Annotated in this window: 24 protein-coding genes and 1 pseudogene; 12 read left to right on the top strand and 13 right to left on the bottom strand. The window is 65.5% G+C overall.

The window, feature by feature from the left end; all coding sequences use genetic code 11:
• Window positions 1–224: 224 nt before the first annotated feature.
• Both ON20_RS01855 and ON20_RS38460 read right to left on the bottom strand, forming a co-directional pair.
• Window positions 225–572 (bottom strand): DUF1801 domain-containing protein, encoded by a 348-nt coding sequence (locus tag ON20_RS01855; protein ID WP_040833087.1) that lies wholly within the window; start codon window positions 570–572, stop codon window positions 225–227.
• A gap of 24 nt (window positions 573–596) precedes the next feature.
• Window positions 597–1,868 carry an SRPBCC domain-containing protein gene (locus ON20_RS38460; protein ID WP_368853915.1) on the bottom strand — a complete coding sequence of 424 codons (1,272 nt, stop codon included), beginning with the start codon at window positions 1,866–1,868 and terminating at the stop codon, window positions 597–599.
• Between ON20_RS38460 and ON20_RS38465 the strand changes: the two genes are divergently transcribed.
• The 4 genes from ON20_RS38465 to ON20_RS01890 all read left to right on the top strand — a co-directional run bounded on the left by ON20_RS38465 (window position 1,848) and on the right by ON20_RS01890 (window position 6,219).
• Window positions 1,848–3,383: a terpene synthase family protein gene (locus tag ON20_RS38465; RefSeq protein ID WP_245546945.1), complete on the top strand. Its 1,536-nt coding sequence runs from the start codon at window positions 1,848–1,850 to the stop codon at window positions 3,381–3,383. The two genes, ON20_RS38460 and ON20_RS38465, sit on opposite strands and share 21 nt — an antisense overlap.
• A complete protein-coding gene (locus ON20_RS01875; protein WP_245546947.1) occupies window positions 3,380–4,726 on the top strand; it encodes a cytochrome P450 in 1,347 nt (448 codons plus the stop codon). The genes ON20_RS38465 and ON20_RS01875 overlap by 4 nt, the downstream gene beginning before the upstream one ends.
• A 591-nt stretch (window positions 4,727–5,317) precedes the next feature.
• Window positions 5,318–5,710 (top strand): putative glycoside hydrolase, encoded by a 393-nt coding sequence (locus ON20_RS01885; protein WP_040833089.1) that lies wholly within the window; start codon window positions 5,318–5,320, stop codon window positions 5,708–5,710.
• Between the two features lie 89 nt (window positions 5,711–5,799).
• A complete protein-coding gene (locus ON20_RS01890) occupies window positions 5,800–6,219 on the top strand; it encodes a hypothetical protein (RefSeq protein ID WP_157228644.1) in 420 nt (139 codons plus the stop codon).
• 115 nt (window positions 6,220–6,334) lie between these two features.
• Here the strand turns inward: ON20_RS01890 and ON20_RS01895 are convergent, their stop codons facing one another.
• The gene (locus ON20_RS01895; RefSeq protein ID WP_040833091.1) at window positions 6,335–6,703 is read right to left on the bottom strand and encodes a DoxX family protein; all 369 of its coding nucleotides are present in this window, start codon (window positions 6,701–6,703) and stop codon (window positions 6,335–6,337) included.
• A 202-nt stretch (window positions 6,704–6,905) separates the two neighbouring features.
• On the opposite strand from ON20_RS01895, the gene ON20_RS01900 reads away from it, so the two are divergent.
• Both ON20_RS01900 and ON20_RS01905 read left to right on the top strand, forming a co-directional pair.
• Window positions 6,906–7,796 (top strand): sigma-70 family RNA polymerase sigma factor, encoded by an 891-nt coding sequence (locus ON20_RS01900; RefSeq protein ID WP_051161427.1) that lies wholly within the window; start codon window positions 6,906–6,908, stop codon window positions 7,794–7,796.
• Between the two features lie 90 nt (window positions 7,797–7,886).
• A complete protein-coding gene (locus ON20_RS01905) occupies window positions 7,887–8,450 on the top strand; it encodes a putative immunity protein (RefSeq protein ID WP_040833118.1) in 564 nt (187 codons plus the stop codon).
• 179 nt (window positions 8,451–8,629) lie between these two features.
• On the opposite strand, the gene hsaB is transcribed toward ON20_RS01905, so the two are convergent.
• From hsaB to hsaA, 4 genes are all read right to left on the bottom strand, one after another.
• Window positions 8,630–9,208, bottom strand: coding sequence for a 3-hydroxy-9,10-secoandrosta-1,3,5(10)-triene-9,17-dione monooxygenase reductase subunit (hsaB, locus tag ON20_RS01910; protein ID WP_040833119.1), 579 nt, complete (start codon window positions 9,206–9,208; stop codon window positions 8,630–8,632).
• A gap of 65 nt (window positions 9,209–9,273) precedes the next feature.
• Window positions 9,274–10,173, bottom strand: a complete 900-nt coding sequence (gene hsaC / locus ON20_RS01915) for an iron-dependent extradiol dioxygenase HsaC (RefSeq protein WP_040833092.1) — start codon at window positions 10,171–10,173, stop codon at window positions 9,274–9,276.
• A 2-nt stretch (window positions 10,174–10,175) separates the two neighbouring features.
• The gene (hsaD, locus tag ON20_RS01920; RefSeq protein ID WP_040833093.1) at window positions 10,176–11,060 is read right to left on the bottom strand and encodes a 4,5:9,10-diseco-3-hydroxy-5,9,17-trioxoandrosta-1(10),2-diene-4-oate hydrolase; all 885 of its coding nucleotides are present in this window, start codon (window positions 11,058–11,060) and stop codon (window positions 10,176–10,178) included.
• A 7-nt stretch (window positions 11,061–11,067) separates the two neighbouring features.
• Window positions 11,068–12,231, bottom strand: coding sequence for a 3-hydroxy-9,10-secoandrosta-1,3,5(10)-triene-9,17-dione monooxygenase oxygenase subunit (gene hsaA, locus ON20_RS01925; protein WP_040833094.1), 1,164 nt, complete (start codon window positions 12,229–12,231; stop codon window positions 11,068–11,070).
• Window positions 12,232–12,446: 215 nt separating this feature from the next.
• On the opposite strand from hsaA, the gene ON20_RS01930 reads away from it, so the two are divergent.
• Window positions 12,447–13,661, top strand: a complete 1,215-nt coding sequence (locus ON20_RS01930) for a 3-ketosteroid-9-alpha-monooxygenase, oxygenase component (protein WP_040833095.1) — start codon at window positions 12,447–12,449, stop codon at window positions 13,659–13,661.
• A 1-nt stretch (window position 13,662) separates the two neighbouring features.
• Complete coding sequence (locus ON20_RS01935; RefSeq protein ID WP_040833096.1) at window positions 13,663–13,992, top strand: hypothetical protein; 330 nt, start codon at window positions 13,663–13,665, stop codon at window positions 13,990–13,992.
• 38 nt (window positions 13,993–14,030) lie between these two features.
• On the opposite strand, the gene rsgA is transcribed toward ON20_RS01935, so the two are convergent.
• Together rsgA and ON20_RS01945 are read right to left on the bottom strand one after the other, a co-directional pair.
• Window positions 14,031–15,077: a ribosome small subunit-dependent GTPase A gene (gene rsgA / locus ON20_RS01940; protein WP_040833097.1), complete on the bottom strand. Its 1,047-nt coding sequence runs from the start codon at window positions 15,075–15,077 to the stop codon at window positions 14,031–14,033.
• Between the two features lie 389 nt (window positions 15,078–15,466).
• On the bottom strand, window positions 15,467–15,838 hold the full coding sequence (locus ON20_RS01945; RefSeq protein WP_040833098.1) for a winged helix-turn-helix transcriptional regulator: 372 nt from the start codon (window positions 15,836–15,838) through the stop codon (window positions 15,467–15,469).
• 154 nt (window positions 15,839–15,992) lie between these two features.
• Here ON20_RS01945 and ON20_RS01950 point away from each other — a divergent pair, with 154 nt between their 5' ends.
• From ON20_RS01950 to ON20_RS01955, 3 genes and pseudogenes are all read left to right on the top strand, one after another.
• Window positions 15,993–16,898 carry an NAD(P)-dependent oxidoreductase gene (locus ON20_RS01950; RefSeq protein WP_040833099.1) on the top strand — a complete coding sequence of 302 codons (906 nt, stop codon included), beginning with the start codon at window positions 15,993–15,995 and terminating at the stop codon, window positions 16,896–16,898.
• Between the two features lie 299 nt (window positions 16,899–17,197).
• Window positions 17,198–17,272, top strand: a pseudogene (locus ON20_RS38470) (helix-turn-helix domain-containing protein); the annotation flags it as partial.
• Window positions 17,273–17,330: 58 nt separating this feature from the next.
• Window positions 17,331–18,344, top strand: coding sequence for an RNA-guided endonuclease InsQ/TnpB family protein (locus tag ON20_RS01955; RefSeq protein ID WP_245546948.1), 1,014 nt, complete (start codon window positions 17,331–17,333; stop codon window positions 18,342–18,344).
• Between the two features lie 72 nt (window positions 18,345–18,416).
• On the opposite strand, the gene ON20_RS37575 is transcribed toward ON20_RS01955, so the two are convergent.
• From ON20_RS37575 to ON20_RS01975, 4 genes are all read right to left on the bottom strand, one after another.
• Window positions 18,417–18,569: a hypothetical protein gene (locus ON20_RS37575; protein ID WP_218002412.1), complete on the bottom strand. Its 153-nt coding sequence runs from the start codon at window positions 18,567–18,569 to the stop codon at window positions 18,417–18,419.
• A 167-nt stretch (window positions 18,570–18,736) separates the two neighbouring features.
• On the bottom strand, window positions 18,737–19,966 hold the full coding sequence (locus ON20_RS01965) for an MFS transporter (RefSeq protein WP_040833101.1): 1,230 nt from the start codon (window positions 19,964–19,966) through the stop codon (window positions 18,737–18,739).
• 499 nt (window positions 19,967–20,465) lie between these two features.
• On the bottom strand, window positions 20,466–21,035 hold the full coding sequence (locus ON20_RS01970) for an LppA family lipoprotein (protein WP_051161419.1): 570 nt from the start codon (window positions 21,033–21,035) through the stop codon (window positions 20,466–20,468).
• 1 nt (window position 21,036) lies between these two features.
• Complete coding sequence (locus tag ON20_RS01975) at window positions 21,037–22,728, bottom strand: alpha/beta hydrolase (RefSeq protein WP_040833102.1); 1,692 nt, start codon at window positions 22,726–22,728, stop codon at window positions 21,037–21,039.
• Between the two features lie 86 nt (window positions 22,729–22,814).
• Between ON20_RS01975 and ON20_RS01980 the strand changes: the two genes are divergently transcribed.
• Complete coding sequence (locus tag ON20_RS01980; RefSeq protein WP_040833103.1) at window positions 22,815–23,141, top strand: WXG100 family type VII secretion target; 327 nt, start codon at window positions 22,815–22,817, stop codon at window positions 23,139–23,141.
• The last annotated feature ends 43 nt before the right edge of the window (window positions 23,142–23,184 follow it).

The following is a 23,184-nucleotide window of genomic DNA, read 5'->3' on the forward strand; positions in this document are numbered from 1 at the left end:
CCGGTCTACCGGATTTAGTTCACCGGCGGTACACCGACCTCTGGAACAACCTGGTGGATCGGGTCGGCCGCGGCTCGGCAATTGTGGAACCGTGTCTCGTCCACGCCGGGTGCGCCGCCTGCGGTCGGCACGACGACCGTACTGCGTGGCAAACAATTCGCCGGACGTGTCCGCTGCTCAGGAGTGATCGCTGCGGACACGTCCGGCGGAGTACTTCCCGGCCTTCAGCGAATTGCGGACACCGATCTGGTGAGCAAGTCGGCCAGCCGAGCGCGGTCGGCTTCTTGGCCTTCGGTGAACGTGACGGCCTTGCGTTCACCATTGCCGAGTTTTCGGAGAAACCCCTTGACCTCGGGGATATCGGTGGCGTTGAAGATCATGAACGATACTTTGCCCCGCGACGCATCGATGACAGCGGCGTAGTGACCGTTGATCAGATAGTGAGGTTTGCCGTACTGCAGGCGTTCCTCGGCCTCGGGCAGGGTGTCGCGGATGAGTTGGCGAAGTTGCTCGCAGAGCGCGGCCTGCCAGGGTTGTGTTTTCGAGATGTAGTCGGTGACCTGGTTGTCCATGGCGGTGTCCTTGGTTGGCGTCGATTACGCGGCGACGGCGGTGGGTGTCCAGTTGTCGATTTCGTGGTAACGGCGCAATTCGGCGACGGCGGCGAGCATTCCGAGCCACGCGGGGAAGGGTGGGTTGTTCTGGTCGAAGCCGCTCGAGACCAGGGTCAGGTGGGTTTTGCCTTCGGAGCCGTCGAGCTGCCAGGTGTTGATTCCGCCGGGTCCCCAGTTGATGCCGACCCGCTCTCCGGGAACCAGGTCCACGATGATCGCGGGGTGCGGGTTGTCCTCGATTCCGCCCATGGCGAATCGACCGCCTACCCGTGGTTCGATCTCTACAAGGAAGCCGAACCGCGCCGAGACCTTCTCGGAGTTGACCAAGGAGTCGTAAACCTCTGCGGGGGGCGCGAGGATGTCGACATCCACGCTCAGGTCGGTGCTGGTGAAGTCGCCGCGGGGAGTGAGTGGCCTGCCCTCGAGGTAATCCACAAGGTTTGCCAGCGACAGTGTCCAGAATGTCTGCAGGACGCCGCGGATGCTTGCGCCGGTGATGATGTCGTTGAAGTCGAAATGGCTCTGGGTGACAGTCACACGCGTTTCGCCGTTTTCGACGCCGACCGCGATGTCGGTGGTGGTCTGCTCGCCGTCCAGCAGCCAGCGGAAGCTGAGGGAAGAGTCGGTGGTGGCGACCAGCTCTTGATGTGGTGCATCCCCTTCGGGGACGGAAGGACCCCAGAAAGTGTAGCGGTGTGGGAGCTCGATCTCGGCCTTCTCGGCGAGCCATTCGGCGACGGCTTCGGGGGAGGTGATGGCCTGGAACGCCTCGGTGGGAGACGCAGTGGTGCGTACCGTGACGATGAGTGGTTCGGTCATGATTCGTGGATAGCAGGCGACAGCGAGCTTGAAGGAGTCTCCGTCGCTGCCGCCGTACTTGGTGAACAGTGCTTGTAGTGCCGACTGGAGTTCGGTCAGAAACTCGCCGCGTTGATCGGGCCGGATGCGGATCTCGCCTGAGATCCCCAGCGATGGGAGGTCGGGATGCGCGAGATCGATCCCGGCGACATCTTGTTGCACCTCTTCGGCGAGGTCGAGCAGATGCCCGAGACTGATCGCGTCGCTCGGCCGGCGTCCGCCGATGTGGCCGACGAGTCCGGGCGAGAGCCAATAGGAACGCCCCGCAGCCTGGTAGATGACTTCGCGCAGGTTGCGTACGGTGCGTTCGGCAATCTGGCGTACCAGTCCGTGCTCCACCAGGCGCTTGACGTGGTAGTTGACCCGTTGCGGTGATTGGTCGAGAAGCTTGGCCACGTCGGCACAGGTGGCCGGCTGGGCCAGGGCGCGGATGATCTCGATGCGCTGCGGTTTCAGCAGGGCTTCCGCTACCTCGACGGAGTCGAGGTAGACAACTTCCCTCACAAAATTAACTATTGCATAAAAATTAGTTTTTGTGAAGACCTTGAACCGGATCGCGGTGAGCGTCGCGGGCAGGGTGCGCCCTGTGCCGTGTTCGCGTGCGGACATGCGCCGACGTGGCTTGTCGGTGTGCGGGAGGTAGTGGTGGTCGCTGTGGTGGGCAACACGGTCAACGCCACAGGACCTGCAACGACTGCCTTCCACCGCCTCGGTCGATCGGTGTTCTACTCCAACTGGACGACGAAATCCCAGATCTGGTGGCGCCAAAGTAGTTCGGTGTCCGCCGGTCTGGCGGATTTACCATTTACGGGTGTGCCCTACCGCCGAGTCGGTTCCTCTCGACCGGGGCGCAATGATGCAACTCCCAGGATTGGAGTACCCGTGACCGCGGTCTTCGAGCGACGGCACCTTCCCCGTATCGAGATGCCTTTCCCGCGTAACCGGCACCGTCAGCAGGATCTCGCCCAGTGGCATACCCGATGCTGGACCGTGGCGCACACGCTCATGAAGCCGGACCGGGCGACCGCCTACTTCGACGACTTGCGATACACGGACCTGATCGGCGGCTATTACGTCGGCGCCCCTCTACCCGTCCTGAACACCATCAACGATTTCAGTCTCTGGTTCTTCGTATGGGATGACCGTCACAACCTCGACGTAGTCAACCGGAGGCAGGAGGGGTGGTCACGGCTGCGAGACGGCCTGCACGCGGCCCTCGACACCCCACACCGCCACATCAACGACCCCGATCCGCTGATCAGCGCGTTCTGCGACTGCGTGGTCCGGTTCTTCGAACCGTTCAGTGATGACTGGAATGCCCGGTTCATCACCCACTTTCATTCCACGATCGACGCCTACGACCAGGAATACCGCAATCGCACCACCGACTCCGTGCCGACCGTCGGGGACTATCTCGCTCTGCGTCGACACACGTTCGGCATGTGGGTGTGGATCGACTTGCTCGAACTCGCTGCCGGGTACGAGCTGCCTTCTTGCGTGTATTCGAGCTCGCCGTACCGTGAGGCCGGGCTGGCGTCTCAGGAGTTCTCGGCCTGGTACAACGACCTGCATTCGATGCCGAAGGAATTGGCGGCGGGGGACTTTCACAACCTTGGTATCGTCCTTGCGCACCATGAGGGATTGACTGTGCACGAGGCTGCCGGCGAGGTGGCCCGGAGGATCGAGCAAAGGATCGTGAATTACCGGGATCACGAAGGCGACGTCGGACAGCTGCTGGACGATATCGGCGCCGACCCCGGCTTGCGAGCCGGAGTGGATCGGTGCCTGTTCAACATGCGCAACTGGATTTCGTCGGTCTACTACTTCCACGACGAGTCCAGTCGCTACCAGCTCGAATCATGGGAAGATCCGGCGCGCCCGCTCTATGTGGAAGAAGGTCGAGAACAGTGAGCGCAAGCACGGCCGACTTGTCGAGTTCCATTCCCCTGGCGCCGGGCTCCCTGCCGGTTCTCGGGCACGCCGTGGCGATGCTGCGCAATCCAACCCAATTCCTGTCCAGGCTGCCGGAGTGCGGTGACCTGGTCGAGATTCGTCTCGGTCCGGCGAAAGCGATCGTGGTCTGCACGCCACAGCTGACCCATCAGGTACTGCACGACGATCGAACGTTCGCGAAGGGAGGACCATTTTTCGAGCGGGTACGCGAAGCAGTGGGCGATGGTGTCGCCTCCTGCGCGTATGACAAGCATCGGAGACAGCGGCGCTTGCTGCAGCCTGCATTCCACCACACGCGCATACCTGGTTACGCCCACAGAATGGAAGCCGCGATCGTTGAGGTTACCGGCTCGTGGCGGAACGGCAGCGTCATCGACGTTCTCGGCGATATGTCGACGATTGCCGCGAATTCTGTTGCGGCCGCCCTGTTCTCCGAGGGGCTGTCACGGTCGGCGCTTCGCCAGGTGAGTTCCGATGTCCAGACGGTTATGGCAGGTTTCTACCGTCGAATGTTCATGCCGTCACTGTTGCGGGATCTTCCGATCCGGTCCAACCGCCGGTACGAAATCGCGCGTGCCCGTCTGCGGCGGGCCCTGGCCGAGATCATCGCCGACCGCCGCGCTGCCGACCGGTCCTACGACGACCTGCTTTCGGCGATGGTGGCCGCACGCGACCACCATGAGGCGTTGTCCGACACAGAGATAATCGACAACATCACGACCTTTTTCATAGCAGGGATCGCGACGGCGGCCAGCGCCATGGCTTGGGCTGTCTCTCACGTGGCGAACCACCCCGGCATCGAACAGCAGCTGCATGAGGAGATCGATACCGTACTCGCCGGCCGAGCCGCCACACACGACGATCTACCGAGGCTCGACCTCACCCGCCGCATCCTGCTCGAAACGCTTCGCGACACGCCGCCCGCCTGGATCCTTACCCGAGCCGCCACCGTCGATACCGAGCTGAACGGCTACACCATCACGGCGGGCACCACCATCGTGTACAGCCCTTATCTTATCCACCACCGAGCCGACCTCTACCCCAACCCTGACCGATTCGACCCCGAGCGGTGGCTACCATCCTCGAACGCCCCCGGGCCCATGCACGATCCATTCGTGCCCTTCGCAAGCGGACCCCGCAAATGTATCGGCGACAATTTCGTGATGACCGAGGCAACGCTCGCGCTCGCCACCATCGCCGCCCGGTGGCGGTTGCAAACCCTGCCCGGCGACAAGGTGGGCACTACCGTGTCAACCGAATTGCGTCCCCGGAAGCTGCGTCTGCGGACCGTTGCGCGGTGACGCACGGGGGCTCCATGAGAAATAGTCGATCGCCGACGCCGGCCCATCTGCGAACCCTTCCGGCGAGCGGCCTCGGACCAGCAAGTTGTAGGTGTACGACCTGCGAACCAACCAGCACTTCACCCTCGAACAGAACCGGTTCGTCCTCCATGCCGGAGAGATAAACCCCTTCGGGGACCCAGGTCATCTGCTTCCTGTCGACGGGCGGCGAACATTGGAGGATTGCCGGGGTACATCCGGATCACGTGCGTGACCGAGCACGTCGGGCGAAACGAACTCGGTGAATCGAATGCGTTCTTCGCTGGTCAGGCGAGCCGATGAGGTGTCCAGACCCGCCTGGTCGATCGGCCCGGGTATCGCAATATCACCCGAGTATTACGCAGCGGCAACAGTTTCCGATGCACCTTGCGCGAAAGCGATCGTCCGCGACGCCCGACGGTGATAGTGGACGTGCGGTGTCGGTGAAAGTTGGTGTGTGTCTTGCTCATGCGGGTTCGGTCCGGGAACCGGCGATGGTTGGTGGTCATTGCGACCGGGTGGTTCTGCTGGTGGCGGCCGGTATCGGCGCCGGCAGAGCCGAGGTGCCGGATCGTGGCCTTCCGCGATCCCACCCTGGCGGCCTGGGCGTGGCACCACGGCCGCCCGCACCAGATCGCTCAGGACATTCCCCTCATCTCCCGCTACGTGGACTTCGCCGCACCGATGCTCTGCCCCTCGCACTGGAACGCCGGCGAATACGGGGTGCCGGACCCGAACCGCATGCCCTACGAGATCATCCTCCGTTCCCTGCGGGACTTCGCTGCCTGCACCGAGAACACCGGCGCCGAGGTCGTCCCGTGGCTGCGGGATTTCAGCTTCGGTGTGGCATACGAGGATGCCGAGGTGCGTGCACAGATCGACGCTACCCACGCGGCCGGGATCGATGGCTTCTTCCTCTGGAACCCCGCGGTGCGCTATCACGGCGGGGCACTTGTTCCGAAGTGAAACCGATACCGGTTCACCGGGTACCGTCACATATGCCAATGGCCGCCCGGTATTCCCGGGCCGGTTCTCGGCCCGTCGAAACGAGGGAAATGGTTGCGGTAGAAATACTGGTGTGGGGCCTGGTCGCGGGACTGGTCCACACGGCCGCTATGGCGGTTCTGTACGGGAATCCCTGGGTGGCACGAATCCATGCCGCACACCACGCGGTGCGCGCGGCCGGGGCGAATGGCGGATCCGGGCATACCTCGCTGTCCGTTCAGTTTCTGGGCAGCCAGATCGAGGTCTACATCCTGACCATCGGATATGCCTGGTTGCACCCACTGTTGCCGATGCCCGGGCCGATCGGAGCACTGGCCTTGGCCGTGTTCATGGCGGCGTTGCGGGTTTTCGCTCCGATCTGGGCGATGTGGAGGCAGGGGACGTACTCGAACGGCTACCTTCTCGTGGAGGTCGGCGCCGGTGTCCTGGGCAGCGTTGTCGTGGTGCTCACCCTGTATTTTCTCCTTTGACCAGCGAACGTACCATGTAGGCCTCGTGTTCGGGCGAGGTTCGGCGCGCTCCCTCCGGCACCGGACAGGCGCGGGCCGCTGCGGACGCCGGCGGCCCGCGCGGTGCGCGGGGATATCAGCGGGCGGCCAGGGAGAAGTAGGTGAGCGCGCCCGAGGCCAGGAGCAGAAACAGCAATGGGAATCCGATGTTGTGGAAGACCCGGGCACGGATATGGGCCATGACCGCCCCGACATAGAACAGGACCAAGCCCACGGCCGCGGCCAGCCCGAGAGTGCCCATGCCGGCGAATCCGCCCATCAGCCCGACGGCACCGGCGCCCTTGAGGAATGCGAGGTAGGGCACCGCCGTCGGTCGCAGGCCGACCTCGGCGGAATTCGCCATGACGAAATCGGCTCGCAGCAGGTCGGCCACGACGATGAAGACATTGGCGGCGATGCACACCGCTGCTACGACGGCCGACGACACCAGCACTGTGTCGGTCATGCGGCGTACCTCCCGAGGACGTGCGGCGTTACCGGGCCGAAGACCCTGCCTATCGCTTCCTCGACTTCGGCGATGTGTTGTGTGTCGGTGTGGAACCGGACGATTTGTATGCTCATCAGGGGCGCTCCTCCATGTTCGGTCCTGCGTTGTGTGGTTGGTCGACCGTTCTGACGTTCCGCACGCACGGAAGGTGACCACCGATATGGAATTGATCGACGATTTCGAGGCGGCCAGACCACGGCTGCTCTCTCTTGCCCACCGCATCCTGGGTTCTGTGCACGATGCCGAGGATGCCGTTCAGACGACATGGCTCCGCACACAGACCGCTGAACAGGCTGTGGTCGAGAACCCGGACGGGTGGTTCACCACGGTGACCGCGCGGCTGTGCCTCGACCAGCTGCGCGCGCGGGAGCGGCGGGGCGAATTGCCGCTGCTCACCGACGCCATCCCGGGCGAACACCTCGCCACCGACGAGGAGTTCCTGCGCCGCGAGGACGTCTCGCGTGCATTGCTGGTGGTGCTCGACCGGCTCACGCCCACCCAGCGGGTGGCCTATGTGTTGCACGACCTGTTCGATGTGCCGTTCGACCGGATCGCCACCGTACTGGACACCTCGCCGACCAACGCCAAGAAACTGGGCAGCCGGGCCAGGCTCCGGTTGCGGGAGTCCGATATGGACGCCGACGCCGATGAGATCGTCGGCCACGCCGGGATCGTGGATGCCTTTCTCGCGGCTGCCCGCGGCGGTGATATGGACCGACTCGTCGAGCTGATGGCGCCGGATGTGGTTCGGACGGTGGACCTCGGCATAGTGCCCGAGGGGGTGGTTGCCGAGGTGCGTGGTGCGCGGGCGGTGGCCGAGGAGACCAGGTACTTCACCGATCGTGTGCACGCGAGTACCGTGCTGCTCGTGAACGGCCGCCCCGGGGCGGTGATCGCGCCGGGCGGCCATCCGCTGGCGGGTATCCGTTTCGATATCACCGAGGACCGGATCGCGCGAATCGTGATCACCCGGCTCGGACCGACCGACAGCGTTGCTCCGGTCCCGGTCGTAACCCGTGGTGCTCTCGACCACGGGCCGAAAGATCGGTAGCGCTCCACGAGTCGGTCACCGATGCCGACCGGAAATCACCTCATGACGATGCCGCTTTTATTGGTCGGCGCAGCGGTCGATGATGGAAGCATGGCACGGGAAGCCGACGAGATCGCTCTGAGCAAGCAGGAGCTTCGTGAGGTCACCGCGTTCGCCGCGGAGTGTGCGGAAGTGGTGCTCGAGATATACGAGGCCGAGCGGCCCGACGACTCGCGGCCTCGAGACGCGATCGGTGCCGCACGGGAGTTCGCTCGGAGTGGTGAGCGTGGGAAATCTCTGCGCGACGCGGCTTGGGCGGCGATCGATGCGGCCGAGGGCGCGGACACCGCGGCTGCACACGATGCGGCGTGGGCAGCGATGTCCGCGGCAGGCTCTGCCTATCTGCATCCGTTGCCCAGGGCCACCCAGGTCAAATACATCCTCGGCGCAGGCGCCTACGCGGCCAGAGCGGCCGAGCTTGCCGCTGGTGGCGATCGGACCGTTGGTGCCGAACACGTTGAGCGAATGGTGCATCGTGCGACGCCGGTCGTCGTCGACGTTCTCGAGCGCTTTCCGGCGGCACCGGATGGCGGTGGACGGGTTGGCGAGTTGATCCGCACACTGGACGATGTCCTTCGTCACCGACCGTCGATGCGGGATCGGATATCGGATTGACGCCGAGAAGGCATTCTCTCGAGCTCTTCGATGTGGCGGCTGTGACCGTCTGCGCCTACCAGTGACCGGCACCTCTCTCGGGCCGTCCCGGCCGGCGAAACCGTGCGTCCGTGCCATCCGGAGCCGCCGTACACGACATGGAACAAGGTCCTGGAGGTAGGCGGATGGGAGGACGTCGATCAGAGCCAGGTGTCGAGTGTGGTGGTGGTGAGGAAATGGTCCAGGTCGGCCCGCCAGGGGGCCGGGGTGGTCTTCTCCGGTTCGATGGCGGTGTACTGGCCGCGGTAGAACAACAGCGGCCGGTCGGAGGCGGTCGAGTCCGACAGGTCCAGCACCCGGCCGATCACGATGTAGTGATCGCCGCCGTCGACGACCCGGTCCACCACGCACTGGATGGCGGCCAGGGTGTCGTCCAGGACCGGTAGCTCCAGGCCCGAGGTGTGCCAGGGGGTGCCGGCGAACTTGTCGGGTTCGCGGGAACCGAACCGGGCGCAGACCTGCTGTTGTTCTTCGGCGAGCACATTGACGCAGAAGCGTCCATTGTGCTCGATGGCCGCCCAGGAGCGGGAGCCCTTGGTGGGGCAGAAGAGGACCAGGGGCGGGTCGAGGGAGAGCGCGGCGAACGATTGGCAGGCGAAGCCGATCGGATTGTGCTCTTCGGTGAAGGTGGTGATCACCGTGATACCGGTGCAGAACCGGCCCAGTATGTCGCGGAACCGGCGACCGTCGATGGCGGGGTGTGCCGCCTGGTCCGTCAGTTCCGTGTGGGTCGAGTCCGCCGGCTCCGCTGCTGCCGTCACGTTCATCCCGTCCTCGGTTGTCGCTACTTCGATCCCACGCTGAAATCGTGGCCCCACAGGCTCACCGCGGTGGATTCCCGGGCGATCCAGCTGTGGTCGTCGACCTCCAGCCCCTCGCAGCCGAATTCGACATCGAATCCGCCGGGGGTCTTCATATAGAACGACAGCATCTTGTCGTTGACGTGCCGTCCGAGGGTGGCCGACATCTTCACCTTCTTGCGCAGTGCCCGGTCCAGGCACAGGCCCACATCGTCGGCGTTCTCCACCTCGAGCATGAGGTGAACGATGCCGCTGGGGGTGGGCATGGGCAAGAACGCCAGCGAGTGGTGCCGTGGGTTGCAGCCGAAGAAGCGCAGCCAGGCCGGGTCGCCGTCGGCGGGACGGCCGACCGCCTGCGGCGGCAGCCGCATCGAGTCGCGCAGCCGGAAGCCGAGGACGTCGCGATAGAACTCCAGCGCGGCCTGGTCGTCGGAGGTGCTGAGCACGACATGGCCCAGGCCCTGTTCCTCGGTGACGAACCTGTGTCCGTAGGGGCTCACCACCCGCCGGTGTTCCAGCGCCACCCCGTGGAAGGCCTCCAGGACGTTGCCGGAGGGGTCCTCGAAGCGGATCAGCTCGTACACCCGGCGGTCCGCCTTGTCCTCCGCGGAGCCCTCCTTGTAGGAGACACCGGCGGCGTCCAAGCGGTCCCGGATGTCCTGCAGTTCTTCGGCATCGGCGGTTTCCCAGCCGGACATCTGCAGCCGGTCCTTCTCGCCGGGAACGATTACCAGCCGGGCCGGGAATTCGTCCATGCGCAGGTAGAGCGCGTTCGGGTCGTTGCCCTTGCCCTCCACCATGCCGAGCACCTTGAGACCGTATTCGCGCCAGGCCGCCATATCGGTGGCCTCGATGCGCAGATAGCCGAGCGAGCGAATGCCCATGATTATTTCTCCTGCTTACCGGAACCGGTCAGGAAGTCCGTTGCCAGTCGGTTGAATTCGGCGAACTTCTCCAACTGCGCCCAGTGGCCGCAGCCGCCGAACACATGGAGTTGCGCGCGGGGGATGGTCTTGAGCGCCACCAGGGCACCGTCGAGCGGGTTGACCCTGTCCTCGCGGCCCCAGATCAGCAGTACCGGTTGGCGCAGCCGGTATGCCTCGCGCCAGAGCATGCCCTTCTCGAAGTCGGCGCCGGCGAACGATTTGCCCATGGCCCGGGTCGCGGCCAAGGCCTCGGGGGTGCTCGCCGACGCGAAACGCTCCTCGATGAGTTCCTCGGTGACCAGTGACTGGTCGAACACCATGATCCGCAGAAACGCCTCGAGGTTCTCCCGGGTGGGTTCGGTGTTGAACTTGCCCAGCAGCTTGACGCCCTCGGTGGGGTCCGGCGCGAACAGGTTGGTGCTCAACCCGCCGGGCCCCATCAGCACCAGTTTGCCTGCCCGGTCGGGGTAGTCCAGCGCGAACCGCACTGCCGCGCCGCCGCCGAGCGAATTGCCGAGCAGGTGGACCCGCTCGGTGATCTGCAGGGTGTTCAGCAGGTCCTTCAGCGCCGACGCGCTGTGCACGAAGTACTGCGGGTGCTCGGTCGGTTTGTCGGATCTGCCGTATCCGGGCTGATCCACCGCGATCACATGGAAGTCCTGGGCGAGCACGGGGATGTTGTGGGCGAAGTTCGACCACGACGAGGCGCCGGGGCCGCCGCCGTGCAGCAGCACGATCGTCGGGCCGTTGCCGACGCCCGCCTCGTGGTAGTGCAGTGTCAGGTCGGGGCGGACCTGGGCGAAACGCGAGGTCGATTCGTAGGTGAGTTCGGTGGTGGACGTCACGACCGCATCACACCATTCCGTCGGTGATGGGTAGGCCGAATTCGCCGCTGCCGTACATGACGTAGGCCCGTTCGGGATCGTTGGCCGCGTGTACCCGGCCGGCGTGCGCGTCCCGCCAGAACCGCTGCAGCGGGGTGTCGTTCGCCAGGGCGGTGGCGCCGGAGCTCTCGAACAGCTTGTCGATCGAGGCGATGGCCCGTCCGGTGGCCCGCACCTGGTCGCGCCGGGCCCGCAGCCGCAGGTCGAACGGGATCTCCTTGCCGGCGACCAGCAGCGCGTACTCCTCGGCGACATTCCCGGACAGCTGCCGCCAGGCGGCGTCGATATCGCTGGACGCCTCGGCCACCCGAACCTTGGCGAACGGATCGTCCTTGGCCTTCTCCCCGGCGTAGGCGGCGCGGACTCGCTTGCCCTGGTGTTCGACGTGCGCCTCGTAGGCCCCGTAGGCCATGCCGACGATCGGGGTGGAGATGGTGGTGGGGTGGATGGTGCCCCACGGCATCTTGTACACCGGATCGGTGTTCTGCTCGAGACCCGGCGAAGCCAGATCGTTCATGGCCTTGAAGCTCAGGAACCGGTGTTTGGGAACGAAGGCGTCCTTGATCACGAGGGTGTTGGAGCCCGTGCCGCGCAGGCCGACGACATTCCACACATCGTCGATCCGGTAGTCGGAGCGCGGGATCAGGAAGCTGCCGAAGTCCACCGGCTTGCCGTCCTTGATCACCGGCCCGCCGACGAAGGTCCAGTCGGCGTGGTCACAGCCCGACGACCAGGCCCAGGACCCGTTCACCAGGTACCCGCCGTCGACGACCGTGCCCGCGCCCATCGGGGCGTACGAGGAGGAGATGCGGACGTCGGTGTCCTCGCCCCACACCTCTTCCTGGGCCTGCAGGCCGAACAGCGCGAGGTGCCAGTTGTGCACGCCCACGATGCCCGCCACCCAGCCGGTGGAACCGCAGGCGCCGGCGATCTTGCGCACGGTGTCGTAGAAGACGACCGGATCGGCCGCGTACCCACCCCACCGGCGCGGCTGCAGCAGCCGGAAGAAACCGGTTTCCTGCAGGTCTTTGATGGATTCGTCGGGAATGCGCCGCAGGTCCTCGGCCTCCTGCGCGCGTGCGCGCAGCGTTGGCAATAGCGCTTCGATCCGCTCGGTCACTTCTTGCGTCATCTCCGGCCCTGCTCCTGCCTGGTCGATTGGTAACCGGTTGGTCCGGTGGCCCGTTGTCGGCCGTTGCTCTGAGATTAGAACAGGTTCTTGTTGATGTCGAGAACAGGTGCTCCCTACCCGACTTTATTGGACTTCTGCTGGATGTGGTGCGAATCGCTGGCGTCAAGGGCGACAGTTTTGTAACGTGTTCTAGTAATGAAGGAGGAGGAATTGCGATGGCAGTAACCCCACAGGGGAAGGTTCGGGAGCTCGATGTGGGCACCGCTCCCACCCGGTATGCACGGGGATGGCATTGCCTCGGCCTGGCCGAGTCGTTCCGAGACGGCAAACCGCACTCGGTCCATGCCTTCGGCACCAAACTGGTGGTCTGGGCCGACAGCGCGGGTGAACTGCATGTGCTCGACGCCTACTGCCGGCATATGGGCGGGGATCTGAGCATGGGTGAGATCAAGGGTGACGACATCGCCTGCCCGTTCCACGACTGGCGCTGGGGCGCCAATGGGAAATGCGCCTCGATTCCGTATGCGCGCCGTGTTCCGCCGCTGGCCCGGACCCGTCGCTGGACCACGCTCGAACGCAACGGACAGTTCTTCGTCTGGCACGACCACGAGGGCAACGAGCCGCCGCCCGAGGTCACGATTCCCTATATCGAAGGCCCGTACACCGACGCCGACGGCAACCCGCGCGAGGAGATGGACTCCGGCTGGACCCCCTGGACCTGGAACTCACTGCTGGTAGAGGGCGCCAACTGCCGCGAGATCATCGACAACGTGGTGGATATGGCCCACTTCTTCTATATCCACTACGCGTTCCCGACCTACTTCAAGAACGTTTTCGAGGGGCATGTCGCCACCCAGTTCCTGGAGACCAAGGGGCGCCCGGATGTCGGTATGGCGGCCAAATACGGTGGCGAGACACTGCTGAAGTCGGAGGCGTCCTACTTCGGTCCCTCGTACATGATCAACCCGCTGACCAACAGCTACGGCGGCTACGAGATCAAGGTCAACCTGATCAACTGCCACTATCCGGTGTCCCAGGACTCGTTCATGCTGCAGTGGGGCCTGTCCGTCGAGAAGCCGAAAGGCATCGACGACAAGTCCGCGCTGAAGATCGCGAAGACCATGACGGATTTCTTCGGCAACGGCTTCCTGCAGGATGTGGAGATCTGGAAGCACAAGTCCAAGGTCGAGAACCCGCTGCTGTGTGAGGAGGACGGGCCCGTCTACCAGTTGCGTCGCTGGTACGAGCAGTTCTACGTCGATATCGCGGACGTGACCGAGAAGATGACCCAGCGGTTCGAGTTCGAGGTCGACACCACCAAGGCCAACGAGGCGTGGGAAGCCGAGGTCGCGGAGAACCTGCGGCGCAAACGGGAAGCCGAGGACGCCGCGGCCCAGGCGGACGCCGACCAGGCGGAGGCGGGTGTCTGATATGCCCACCTGGGCGAAAGCACCCGACTTCGCCGATCGGCCCGAACGACAGGCCGAGCTGCGGGCCCAGACCGTCGTGGACCGGCAGCGGTACCTGGAGGACGGCCTCACACCCCTGCGGTGCCAGGGCTGCCAGGCCGAAGTACTGGTCCGCAAGAGCAGCGCGCGACAGACCTCGGTGCAGTGGACCGACAGCCCGGCCGCCCACTGCCCGGTCTTCGCCGAACTCGAGGCCAAGGGCCACGGTCCCGGCCGGCCGGACACCTGCGACCGGCTGCAGAAAACCATCCAGTGGGCCGTGGACGAAGGCGTCCTCGAAGTGCCGAAGTAGGCGCGGGGCACCGGAACCCGGTGCCCCGGCCACTCGGGTCAGCGTCGGTTACCCCGCTCCCGGTACATCCGGCGCTGCTGTTTGGTGACATCGCGCCACATCCGCTCGCGTTCGGCCCGCAGCCGCTTGTCGGTGCGCGCGGCCATCCAGGCGTTCTCCCTGGCGAGCTTGCGGTAGCTGTCCACCCGGCGCCGGGTGAGCCCGCCGGACTCCACCGCCTCGCGCACGGCGCAACCCGGCTCGGTTTCGTGTGCGCAATCGGCGAACCGGCACCGCGCCGCCAGCTCCTCGATATCGCTGAAGGTCCGGCCGATTCCCTCGGCCGCGTCCCACAGCCCGACACCCCGCAATCCCGGGGTGTCGATGAGCGTGCCGCCGCCGGGCAGCGGGCGCAGTTCCCGATGCACCGTGGTGTGTCGGCCCTTCTTGTCGGCGACGCGGACCGCGTTCGTGGCGTACACCTGCGCGCCCAGCAGCGCGTTCGCCAGGGTGGACTTGCCCGCGCCGGACGGCCCGAGCAGAGCGACCGTCCCGTCGAGCAGTGCGGTGAGCACATCGAGCCCGATCTGTGCGGTCGCGCTCACCGCGAGCACGGTGGCGCCCGGTGCGACCGCGCGCACTTCGTCGAGCGGGACGCTTTCGGCCGCATCCGCTTTCGTGAGCACCACCACCGGCCGGGCATCGCTCTCCCAGGCCAGTGCGAGCAGGCGTTCGATACGCCCCAGATCCACATCGCCGTCGGCGGCGGTGCAGATCAGCACGGTGTCGACATTGGCGGCCAGGATCTGGCTCTCCGAGCGCCCGGATACCGCCGAGCGCGTGATGGCCGAGCGACGCGGCAGCAGGGCGCGCACATACGAGTGGGTATCGACGCTCACCCAGTCGCCGGTGCACAACCCGCTGACCTCCGAATCCGAACGCGGGCACGTCGCTCGCGCGGGACCGGTGGGGGTTACGACATCGCATTCACCGCGATCCATGCGGATCACTCGCGCGGGAACACAGTCCGGGTCGATGAGCGGCATATATTCCGCGGCTACGGCTTCCGTCCAGCCGTAAGGGACGAGCAGGTCGAAATCGACCATGATGAGAGGAATCCTTCGTCGGGCGCCGAACCCGACCGGGTTCAGCGGGGGGAATCAGAAAGGGAGATCGACGAGGCGGCGTGGACCGACACGGCTCGCCGCGACACGACAATCCGAACGACCGTCATGTTCTCGACCTCCTCACTGCCCGCTGTTGCAGCGCAACTCTGACACGTCGCCCACTCCGGCCGCAAACCTTTTTTCACCTGCGGTGACCGAGGAACGTGGGCCCCGACACCTTGCAGATGGCCGGGCTCGCCACCGGGTACGGGGGAGCTGTGGCAGGGCACGGTAACGGGAATCGTGCGTATCCGTCGGTAACCGGCGGAACCCGACAATCCACTGTTCGCGGGGTGGCCCGAGCGCGGGGCCGGCCGGCGGAGACATCGTCAGGCGTCGGCGCCCGTGTTCACCGGGCGCACCCGGGCGGCCCCGATGCGATCGATTCGAGCCCGACCCCATTCACCGAGAGGCTCGAGGGCGGCATTGAGCGAGCGGCCCAGGTCGGTGAGCCGGTATTCGACGCGGGGCGGTACCTCGCGATACACCTCCCGGGTGATGATGCCGTCTTCCTCCAGCTCACGCAGCTGCTGGATCAGCATCTTCTCCGAGACGCCGGGCAGGCCGCGGCGCAGTTCACCGAACCGGCGCACACCGAAGGTCTCCAGCTCCCACAGGATCAGTCCTTTCCACTTGCCACCGATCACATCCATCGCCGCATCGATCCCACAGAAATACGGCCCGAACCTTTTCGCTCCCATACCGGCTTCGCCACCTGCTCGCACACCCGTCGGTAAGTACCGCACCGAATAGTAGGTACTTGTCCTGACATCCCACCCGGGCGATCGTTTATTCCGGCGCGCCGATCATGTTGTTCACGAAGCGGATGCTTCACAGAGCGAGGAGAAAGTCGTCATGACCGACAATGTGCAGACACCTGTGGCCGTCCTGGGTCTCGGACCGATGGGGCAGGCCATCGCCGCGGGCCTGGTCAAAGGTGGGCAGCGTGTCACGGTGTGGAACCGTACGCCCGGAAGGGACGGCGAACTCGTCGATCTGGGGGCGACCCGCGCCGGCAGCGCCGCGGCCGCGATCGAATCGGCCGGATTGGTGATTACCGTCCTCCGGGACCATTCCTCCGTCCACGCGGTACTCGACCCGGTGGCCGATCGTCTGTCGGGGCGAGCTCTGGTCAATCTCACCAGCACCGCGCCCGAGGACTCCCGGGAACTCGCGCGATGGGCCGCCGCCCACCGTATCGACTTCCTGGACGGCGGCATCATGGCGGTACCGCCGATGATCGGCCAACCGGGTTCGTCCCTTCTCTACAGCGGTAGCGCGGAGGTGTTCGAGCGGTATCGTTCGATACTCGAACTGCTGGGCAGTGCCGAGTATTTCGGTTCCGACGCGGGGCTGGCGGCGCTCTACGATTTCGCCCTGCTGTCGGGTATGTACGCGATGTTCGCCGGGTTCTTCCACGGGACCGCGATGCTGCGTTCGGCGGGTGTCGACGCCTCGGAATTCGCCGGACGCGCTGCGGCCTATGTCACCGCCATGGCGGCGCTGCTGCCCCACTACGCCGAAGTGGTCGACAGCGGCGAGTACACCGACGAGGCACAGCCCCTGAGCTTCCACAAGCCGGCCTTCGACGCCATCGTCCGGGCCAGCCGTGACGCCGGCGTCGCACTCGACGTGGTCGGGTCCGTCAAGAACCTGATCGACCGGCAGATCGCCGACGGCCACGGGGCAGCGGGACTGGAACGGATCGTGGAAGAACTGGCCCCGACCCGCGCACCCGCCGGTGCGTCGGCCACCGAGTGATCACCACGGCAGGAGGCCGTACTCCGCTCCGTCCTCGGCTCCCCAGCGGTAGCCCCACAGCTGCCCTGATGGAGCGTCGGCGGGGAGAGTGGCCAGGTGTACGACGGCCTCCGCTCCCTGGGCCGCGGTGCGGAAACCGGCATGGCCGTTGAGGTCGGTGGCGCAGTAGCCGGGATTGGCGGCATTGACCGGGAAACGTAGCGCGCAAGCCCGGTTCTTCAGGGTCGGGACAGCGCATCAATGTCGGCCTGCGCCGAGCATGCAGGCTTTCTGCCGGTGGCTGTTGTTACGGTGCGCGCGTGCAACTGCGGTACAACTTCCGCGTCTACCCGACACCCGGTCAACAGATCTTGTTGGCGCGGGCGTTCGGGTGCGCGCGGGTGGTGTACAACGACAACCTGCGGGCCCGCGAACAAGCGCACACGGCCGGGGGTGAAACTGTCCGATACCGATATTCAACGGCGGGTGGTCACCGACGCCAAACGCATCCCACAACGGGCGTGGCTGTGCGAGGTGTCGAGCGTGGTATTGGTGCAGGCCTGCCGCGACGCGCGCACGGCGTACCGGAACTGGTTCGACTCCCTGGCCGGGAAACGCCGGGGCGCCAAGGTCGGCAAACCACGGTTTCGGTCGCGCAAGGATCACCGGCAGGCGATCCGGCTCACCCGCAACGGGTTCACGCTGCGCGGCAACGGGAAACTGTATGTGGCCAAGATCGGAGAGTTGAAGGTCGCCTGGTCACGAGAGTTGCCGGCGGTCCCGTCGTCGGTCACGGTGGTCAAGGATGCGGCGGGCCGGTATTTCGCCTCGTTCGTCGTCGAGGCCGATACCGCGCCGCTACCGGAAGTCTCCTGCGAGGTCGGGATCGATCTGGGCCTGGCGACGTTCGCGGTGTTGTCGAACGGGACACGCATCGCCTCGCCGCGGTTCCTGCGGCGGGTCGAGCGCAAACTCCGCAAGGCCCAGCAGGAGTTGTCCCGCAAGGACAAGGGCAGTCGCAACCGGGTCAAGGCCCGGTTGCGGGTGGCCCGGGCGCATGCGCGGGTGGCCGATGCCCGGCGGGATTGGGCGCATAAACAGTCCACGGTGATCACCCGCGAGAACCAAGCGGTGTTCGTCGAGGACCTGTGTGTGACGGGCCTGGCCCGCACGAGGTTGGCGAAGTCGGTGCACGACGCCGGGTGGGGCCTGTTCATCCGGATGTTGGAGGAGAAGGCCGCCCGGTACGGGCGGTATTTCGCCAAGGTCGATCGGTTCTTTCCCTCTTCACGGTTGTGTTCGGTGTGTGGGGTGATCGATGGGCCGAAACCGTTGTCGGTGCGGTCGTGGACGTGTGCGTGCGGTGTGGTGCACGACCGCGATCTCAATGCCGCGAAGAATATTCTCGTCGCCGGACGGGCGGAGAGGGTAAACGCCTGCGGAGGGGCTGTGAGTCTTTCCGCCTAGCGGGAAGCAGGCCCCGGTGAACCAGGAACCCACCGAGATGCCGCCCAGCGGCATGGCAGGAATCCCGGCCCTTCAGGGTCGGGAGGACGTCAACTTGATGGGCGTATCCCGCAGTTCCTTCGCGTACATCACCGTGATCATGTTGAGCGCGGTCTTGGAGGTGGGATAGGGGATCGCGGTTAGTGGCCACAGCGGGAGCTCGGCCCACTGGACTTCGAATGCCAAGTGCTGCATATACCCGACACCGACCAACGCATGATCGTTTATTGCACACTCCCGGGGTCGCCGACTGCCGAGGTCTTCCAGGGGTTGGGCCCGATAACCGGCAAACCGCCGCGACCGGTTCTGCGGTCGCGGCGGCTCGATGATTTCGGGAACGGGCGGTTTCGGCGTCAGTCACCGACGGTGATCGCGGTGGCCTCCTCCACACTGTGTGGGGCGGCGTGATGGTCGTCGATATGGGCCAGGACGGTTCGGCCGAGCAGTAGGACCGCGACGCCGAGCGCGGTGCAGCCGGCGCCGACCCAGAAGGGGAGCGCGGCGTGGTGTTCACCGAGTTTGCCCGCCAGGTAGGGGGCGGCGGCGCCACCGGCGAAGCGGACGAAGCTGTAGGCTGCGGAGGCCGTCGAGCGTTCGACCGGCGCCGAGGTCATGACCGCCTCGGTGATGAGCGTGTTGTTCACCCCGAGGAAGAGCCCGGCGATCACCACGCCGACGACCAGGACGGGCTTGTGTTCGGCGAACAGTCCCATCACCGCCAGGTCGGCGGCGAACAGTCCGACCGCGAGCGCGATCATCGGCACGGTGCCGAATCGGGCCTGCAGCCGCGGCGCCAGGAACACCGACGACAAGGCGAGCAGGACACCCCAACCGAAGAAGATGAAGCCGATGGCGTAGGTGCCCATATCCAGGGGGAACGGGGTGTAGGCGAGCAGGGTGAAGAAGCCGAAGTTGTACAGCAGGGCGGTGATGCTCAGCACCAGCAGACCGCGGTGCCGCAACGCCCGGAAGGGCGCGGTGATCGAGGTCGGGTCGGACCGCCGCGCGTTGTCCGGCAGGAGGACGACAACCGAGATGAAGGCAACCGCCATCAGCACGGACACCCCGAAGAACGGCGCTCGCCAGCTGAGCCCGCCGAGCGCGCCGCCGAGCAGCGGTCCGGTGGCGATGCCGATCCCGAGGGCGGCTTCATACAGGATGATCGCACGGGCGACCCCGCCGCTGGCGGCGCCGACGATGGTGGCCAACGCGGTCGCGATGAACAGGGCGTTGCCGAGTCCCCAACCGGCCCGGAAACCGACGATCTGCCCGACCGTATCCGACGAACCGGCGGCCGCCGCGAAGGCGATGATGAGCGCCAGGCCGGCCAGCAGGGTCTTCTTCGCGCCGAACCGGCTGGACACCACGCCGGTGATCAGCATGGCGATGCCGGTGACCAGCAAGTAGCTGGTGAACAGCAGGGAGACCTGGGACGGCGAGGCGTGCAGTCGCTCCCCGATCGGTTTGAGGATCGGGTCGACCAGGCCGATGCCCATGAAGGCGATAACGCCGGCGAAGGCGACGGCCCAGACTGCCTTGGGTTGTCGGGTGGATGTGCTTGGTGCGCTGGTAATGGTGCTCATCGGTAATTTCCGGTTTCGGGTCTGGTGATACTGAGCCGACCGAGATGCAGAGCGAGACGACGGTGGCAGGGCCTGCACCGATAACCGGCCGAAACGCCGCTAATATTATTGCATAGGATAACTAACTAAATGACCGGGTGGATCGGTGACGCTTCTCACGCGATGGCCTTCGTTACGGTTGATGGGGCGTCCGAAAGCGGGGACGGCGGTATCCGCGGATTGCTCGGGCTGCCGGCAGCAGAGCCGGACTTGTTCCGGACACGAGAACACGAAACCCGGGTTCGTGCGGTACCCGTATCGGGACAGTGGTGGTACCGCTGACCGGGTGGGCTCCCAACCGGTCAGCGCCCTCGCGCTTGGGAACCGAGGTGCATGCGAGCCGGGGCCTTGAAGCGTCGAAGAGGGGCGTCGCCGTGGGCGCGTTCGCAAGATACCGGCAATCAGCACCGGGCCGGTTCGGTGACGACCATGAGGCTTTCGGCTCTGGCCGCGTCCGGGCTCACCTGACGGGTTGGTTCCGGAGGTCTTCCTCCCGATAGCGGCAGCCGGTCAGTCCGCCGATGCGAGCGGCTTTGAGGGTGCCGATATCGATTTCGTTGCCATGGTCGGGGGAGTGGAGGATGGCTTGGTGGTTTCCGGGTTCGTCGATTCGGACGGTGAGGACGGTGATGCCGTGGGGTGCGGCCAGGTCGCGGGCGATGGTGAGGACCTTGGGCCATTCGGCGTCGCTGATCGGAACCGATGAGACAAGCGAGTCGGTGACCATCGAGACACCGTCGGTTTCGGAGTAGGGGCCTCGGCAGCCGAGCTTTCCTTGTGCGCGGCGCGTGTACTGGCGCCAGGTGAGTCCTGGTGCGACCGCTTCGGCGGCGTCGGCGATCTGTCGGATGAGTGCCATGAGCTGCGGTTCGGTTTCCTGGAGGGAGGGCAGTTTCCGCATTTGGGCTTCGGCGTGGGCGATTTCGTCGGGGGTCGGGGGGTGGCCCGGGTCGTCCAGGGCACTGCCACATCCGCTCAGCATCACCATGGGGAGCAGCGCCGCGAGTATTCGTACCGGTGTGGTGGCCATATCAGCGCACTGCCAGGTGTGGGAGTCCCGCGACGATTACCGCCATATTGTAGGCGGCGGTTCGGAGTTCGCCGTTCGCGCTCGGCCGCGGGTATTCGCTGTGGCCGTTGGAGTCTTCGCGGTGGATGCCGTCGGGGGTGGTGATCTCGGCGACCGAGAGTTGCTCGAGCTGTGTCTGTACCGGGTCCGGCCCGAGTGCACCGAAGTGGTCGACCAAAGAGATCGGGTCATCGGGTGCGCGCATGACATAACCGCGGCCCGGGGCCAGGCCCAGATCTTGTTCGTCGTCGGCGTTGATACCGGGAGAGCCATAGAAGACCGCATCGTCGACCGGCTGCCCGGGACCGGGATCCTGGAGTGCGAGCGCGGTTGTGTATGAGCCGTAGGAGTGTCCCAAGGCGGTGATATGCGGATCGGGTTTGGTGGAGGCCGCGTCCAGGCCGGCGAAGAAGCTCGCCAGCTTCGGGGCGCCCTCCTTCGCTCGTTCGGAACTCGCAGCCTCCAACCCGAGCTCCGGCGGAGGCTCGTACCCCAGCCAAGCGATCGAAGCCACCCGCTCTCCAGCGCGACCGTTCAGGTCGAGTTGTCGGTAACTTTCCTGCTGGAGAGCCATTGCTTCCTTGGTCATACCGCCCAGCGACTGCACGGTTGTCGAGACACCGGGCGTCGTGACCGAGATGTGATCGGCATTGTCCGGGTCGCCCACCGCGATCGCGGCCATCCCCTTCTCACCCGATTGCATATCCAGCAACAGTAGGCGCGCGCCGACATCCGGGTCGTTCGGATCGAGCGGATTCTCTTTCAAGATGTCCTCGATCGCGTCGAGATCCTTCAATTTGGCTTCGACGCGGGCGAGTTCGGCCCTGTCCGCGGCATCCGGGTCCGGGGCATTCGGGTACTTCGGTGGGCCGGCAGAGTCTTCGAGTTCCCCGCGCAGTCGGTCGCGTTCCTGGGTCAAACGTGTGCGTTCGTCGTCGATCAGGCCGACATTCGCCTCATGCCGCGCCATGGACGGTATGCCGTCCAGACTGCCGACCCATTCGGGGTGCTGCTCGATGACCTCACGGCGCTGTCGATCATCCAGCGCCGCCCAGTACGCGTTGTTCTGCTCGGGTGTCCCCTTATCGGGAGGGGATAGAGCGGTAAGACCGCCTTGGGTCGCGCCGGTGGTGGATGCCGTGGCGATATCCGTCGCGCCCTTGTCGTCGATTTGACCGTCGGCGGCCTTGTTCAGGACCGCGGCGGCATCGGCGTTGATATCGTCGGCCTGCCGCATAACGGCTCGCGCCGCGTCGATCAGCTGTAGTCGCAATGGTTCCACCGCCGCCGCATCGGGCGCGTTCGGGGAATCGGCGATGGTGACGTGCCCGGTGTCCCACATTTCCAGACCGTTGTCGGCGGCGGTCCGCTCGATTGTGGCGAGTGTCGACTTCAGGTGTGTGACGGCTTCCCTGGTCTGCTTCGCCAGTTCCCGGACCGCGCCGAGCACCGCGGCTTCGTCGGTGAGCTGATCGGCGGTGACCGCGAACCTGCGACGCGCCGCGTCGGCGGCGTCACCGTTGAAGCCCGGGAGTCGACCGATATCGGCGAGTTGTTTGTGGACGTCCTCGACAGTGGTGATACGGCGGGATAGCGACGTCTCCAACATCTCCAAGGCGAGCTCGTTCCACCAGCGGATATCCGGTAACAACATCGATCCGGTCGCCCTCCCCCTGCGCACAGAATGCGTTCGTGAGTATGGTAATAGCGATTATCGCTTTCGGACCATAGGGGGTTTCGGTGGGTGACCCCGTTGCCGCCGATCCCGAACAGCTACGGGACGCTGCCGGTCGGCTCGACACGCTGTTCGATGAGGCGGGTACCGCGCTACGCGAGACCGATGAGGATATCGCCGATAGCCGTGAGGGTTGGAAAGCAGAGGCGTCGACCGCGTTCGGGCGGTTCGCCGGGTACCTCGACGAGCGCCGAGGGCTGCTGCAACAGAACCTCGCCGAGATGGCCGAATTACTGAAGACCACGGCGAATACCCTCGAGTCCCAGGACGGGGCTACGGCGAACGTGGTGCTCGGTCTGCCGAAGCCGGGGACATCCAGCCTCAATATTTAGCTCGGACCGCTGGGCCTGATACGGCCAGGGGCCCGAGTCGCGC

Source organism: Nocardia brevicatena NBRC 12119, assembly GCF_000308495.1.
Lineage (GTDB): Bacteria > Actinomycetota > Actinomycetes > Mycobacteriales > Mycobacteriaceae > Nocardia > Nocardia brevicatena.

Coding starts and splice junctions, on each gene's coding strand:
- hsaC (WP_040833092.1), bottom strand. CDS start 10,173: ATGGGCATTCGCTCGCTCGGCTATCTGCGCATCGAGGCCACCGATATG.
- ON20_RS01965 (WP_040833101.1), bottom strand. CDS start 19,966: ATGAGCACCATTACCAGCGCACCAAGCACATCCACCCGACAACCCAAG.
- ON20_RS01970 (WP_051161419.1), bottom strand. CDS start 21,035: ATGGCCACCACACCGGTACGAATACTCGCGGCGCTGCTCCCCATGGTG.
- ON20_RS01905 (WP_040833118.1), top strand. CDS start 7,887: ATGGCACGGGAAGCCGACGAGATCGCTCTGAGCAAGCAGGAGCTTCGT.
- ON20_RS01895 (WP_040833091.1), bottom strand. CDS start 6,703: ATGACCGACACAGTGCTGGTGTCGTCGGCCGTCGTAGCAGCGGTGTGC.
- ON20_RS01930 (WP_040833095.1), top strand. CDS start 12,447: ATGGCAGTAACCCCACAGGGGAAGGTTCGGGAGCTCGATGTGGGCACC.
- ON20_RS01975 (WP_040833102.1), bottom strand. CDS start 22,728: ATGTTGTTACCGGATATCCGCTGGTGGAACGAGCTCGCCTTGGAGATG.
- ON20_RS01950 (WP_040833099.1), top strand. CDS start 15,993: ATGACCGACAATGTGCAGACACCTGTGGCCGTCCTGGGTCTCGGACCG.
- ON20_RS01890 (WP_157228644.1), top strand. CDS start 5,800: ATGGTTGCGGTAGAAATACTGGTGTGGGGCCTGGTCGCGGGACTGGTC.
- ON20_RS01935 (WP_040833096.1), top strand. CDS start 13,663: ATGCCCACCTGGGCGAAAGCACCCGACTTCGCCGATCGGCCCGAACGA.
- hsaA (WP_040833094.1), bottom strand. CDS start 12,231: ATGACGCAAGAAGTGACCGAGCGGATCGAAGCGCTATTGCCAACGCTG.
- ON20_RS01855 (WP_040833087.1), bottom strand. CDS start 572: ATGGACAACCAGGTCACCGACTACATCTCGAAAACACAACCCTGGCAG.
- ON20_RS01900 (WP_051161427.1), top strand. CDS start 6,906: ATGGAATTGATCGACGATTTCGAGGCGGCCAGACCACGGCTGCTCTCT.
- rsgA (WP_040833097.1), bottom strand. CDS start 15,077: ATGGTCGATTTCGACCTGCTCGTCCCTTACGGCTGGACGGAAGCCGTA.
- ON20_RS01945 (WP_040833098.1), bottom strand. CDS start 15,838: ATGGGAGCGAAAAGGTTCGGGCCGTATTTCTGTGGGATCGATGCGGCG.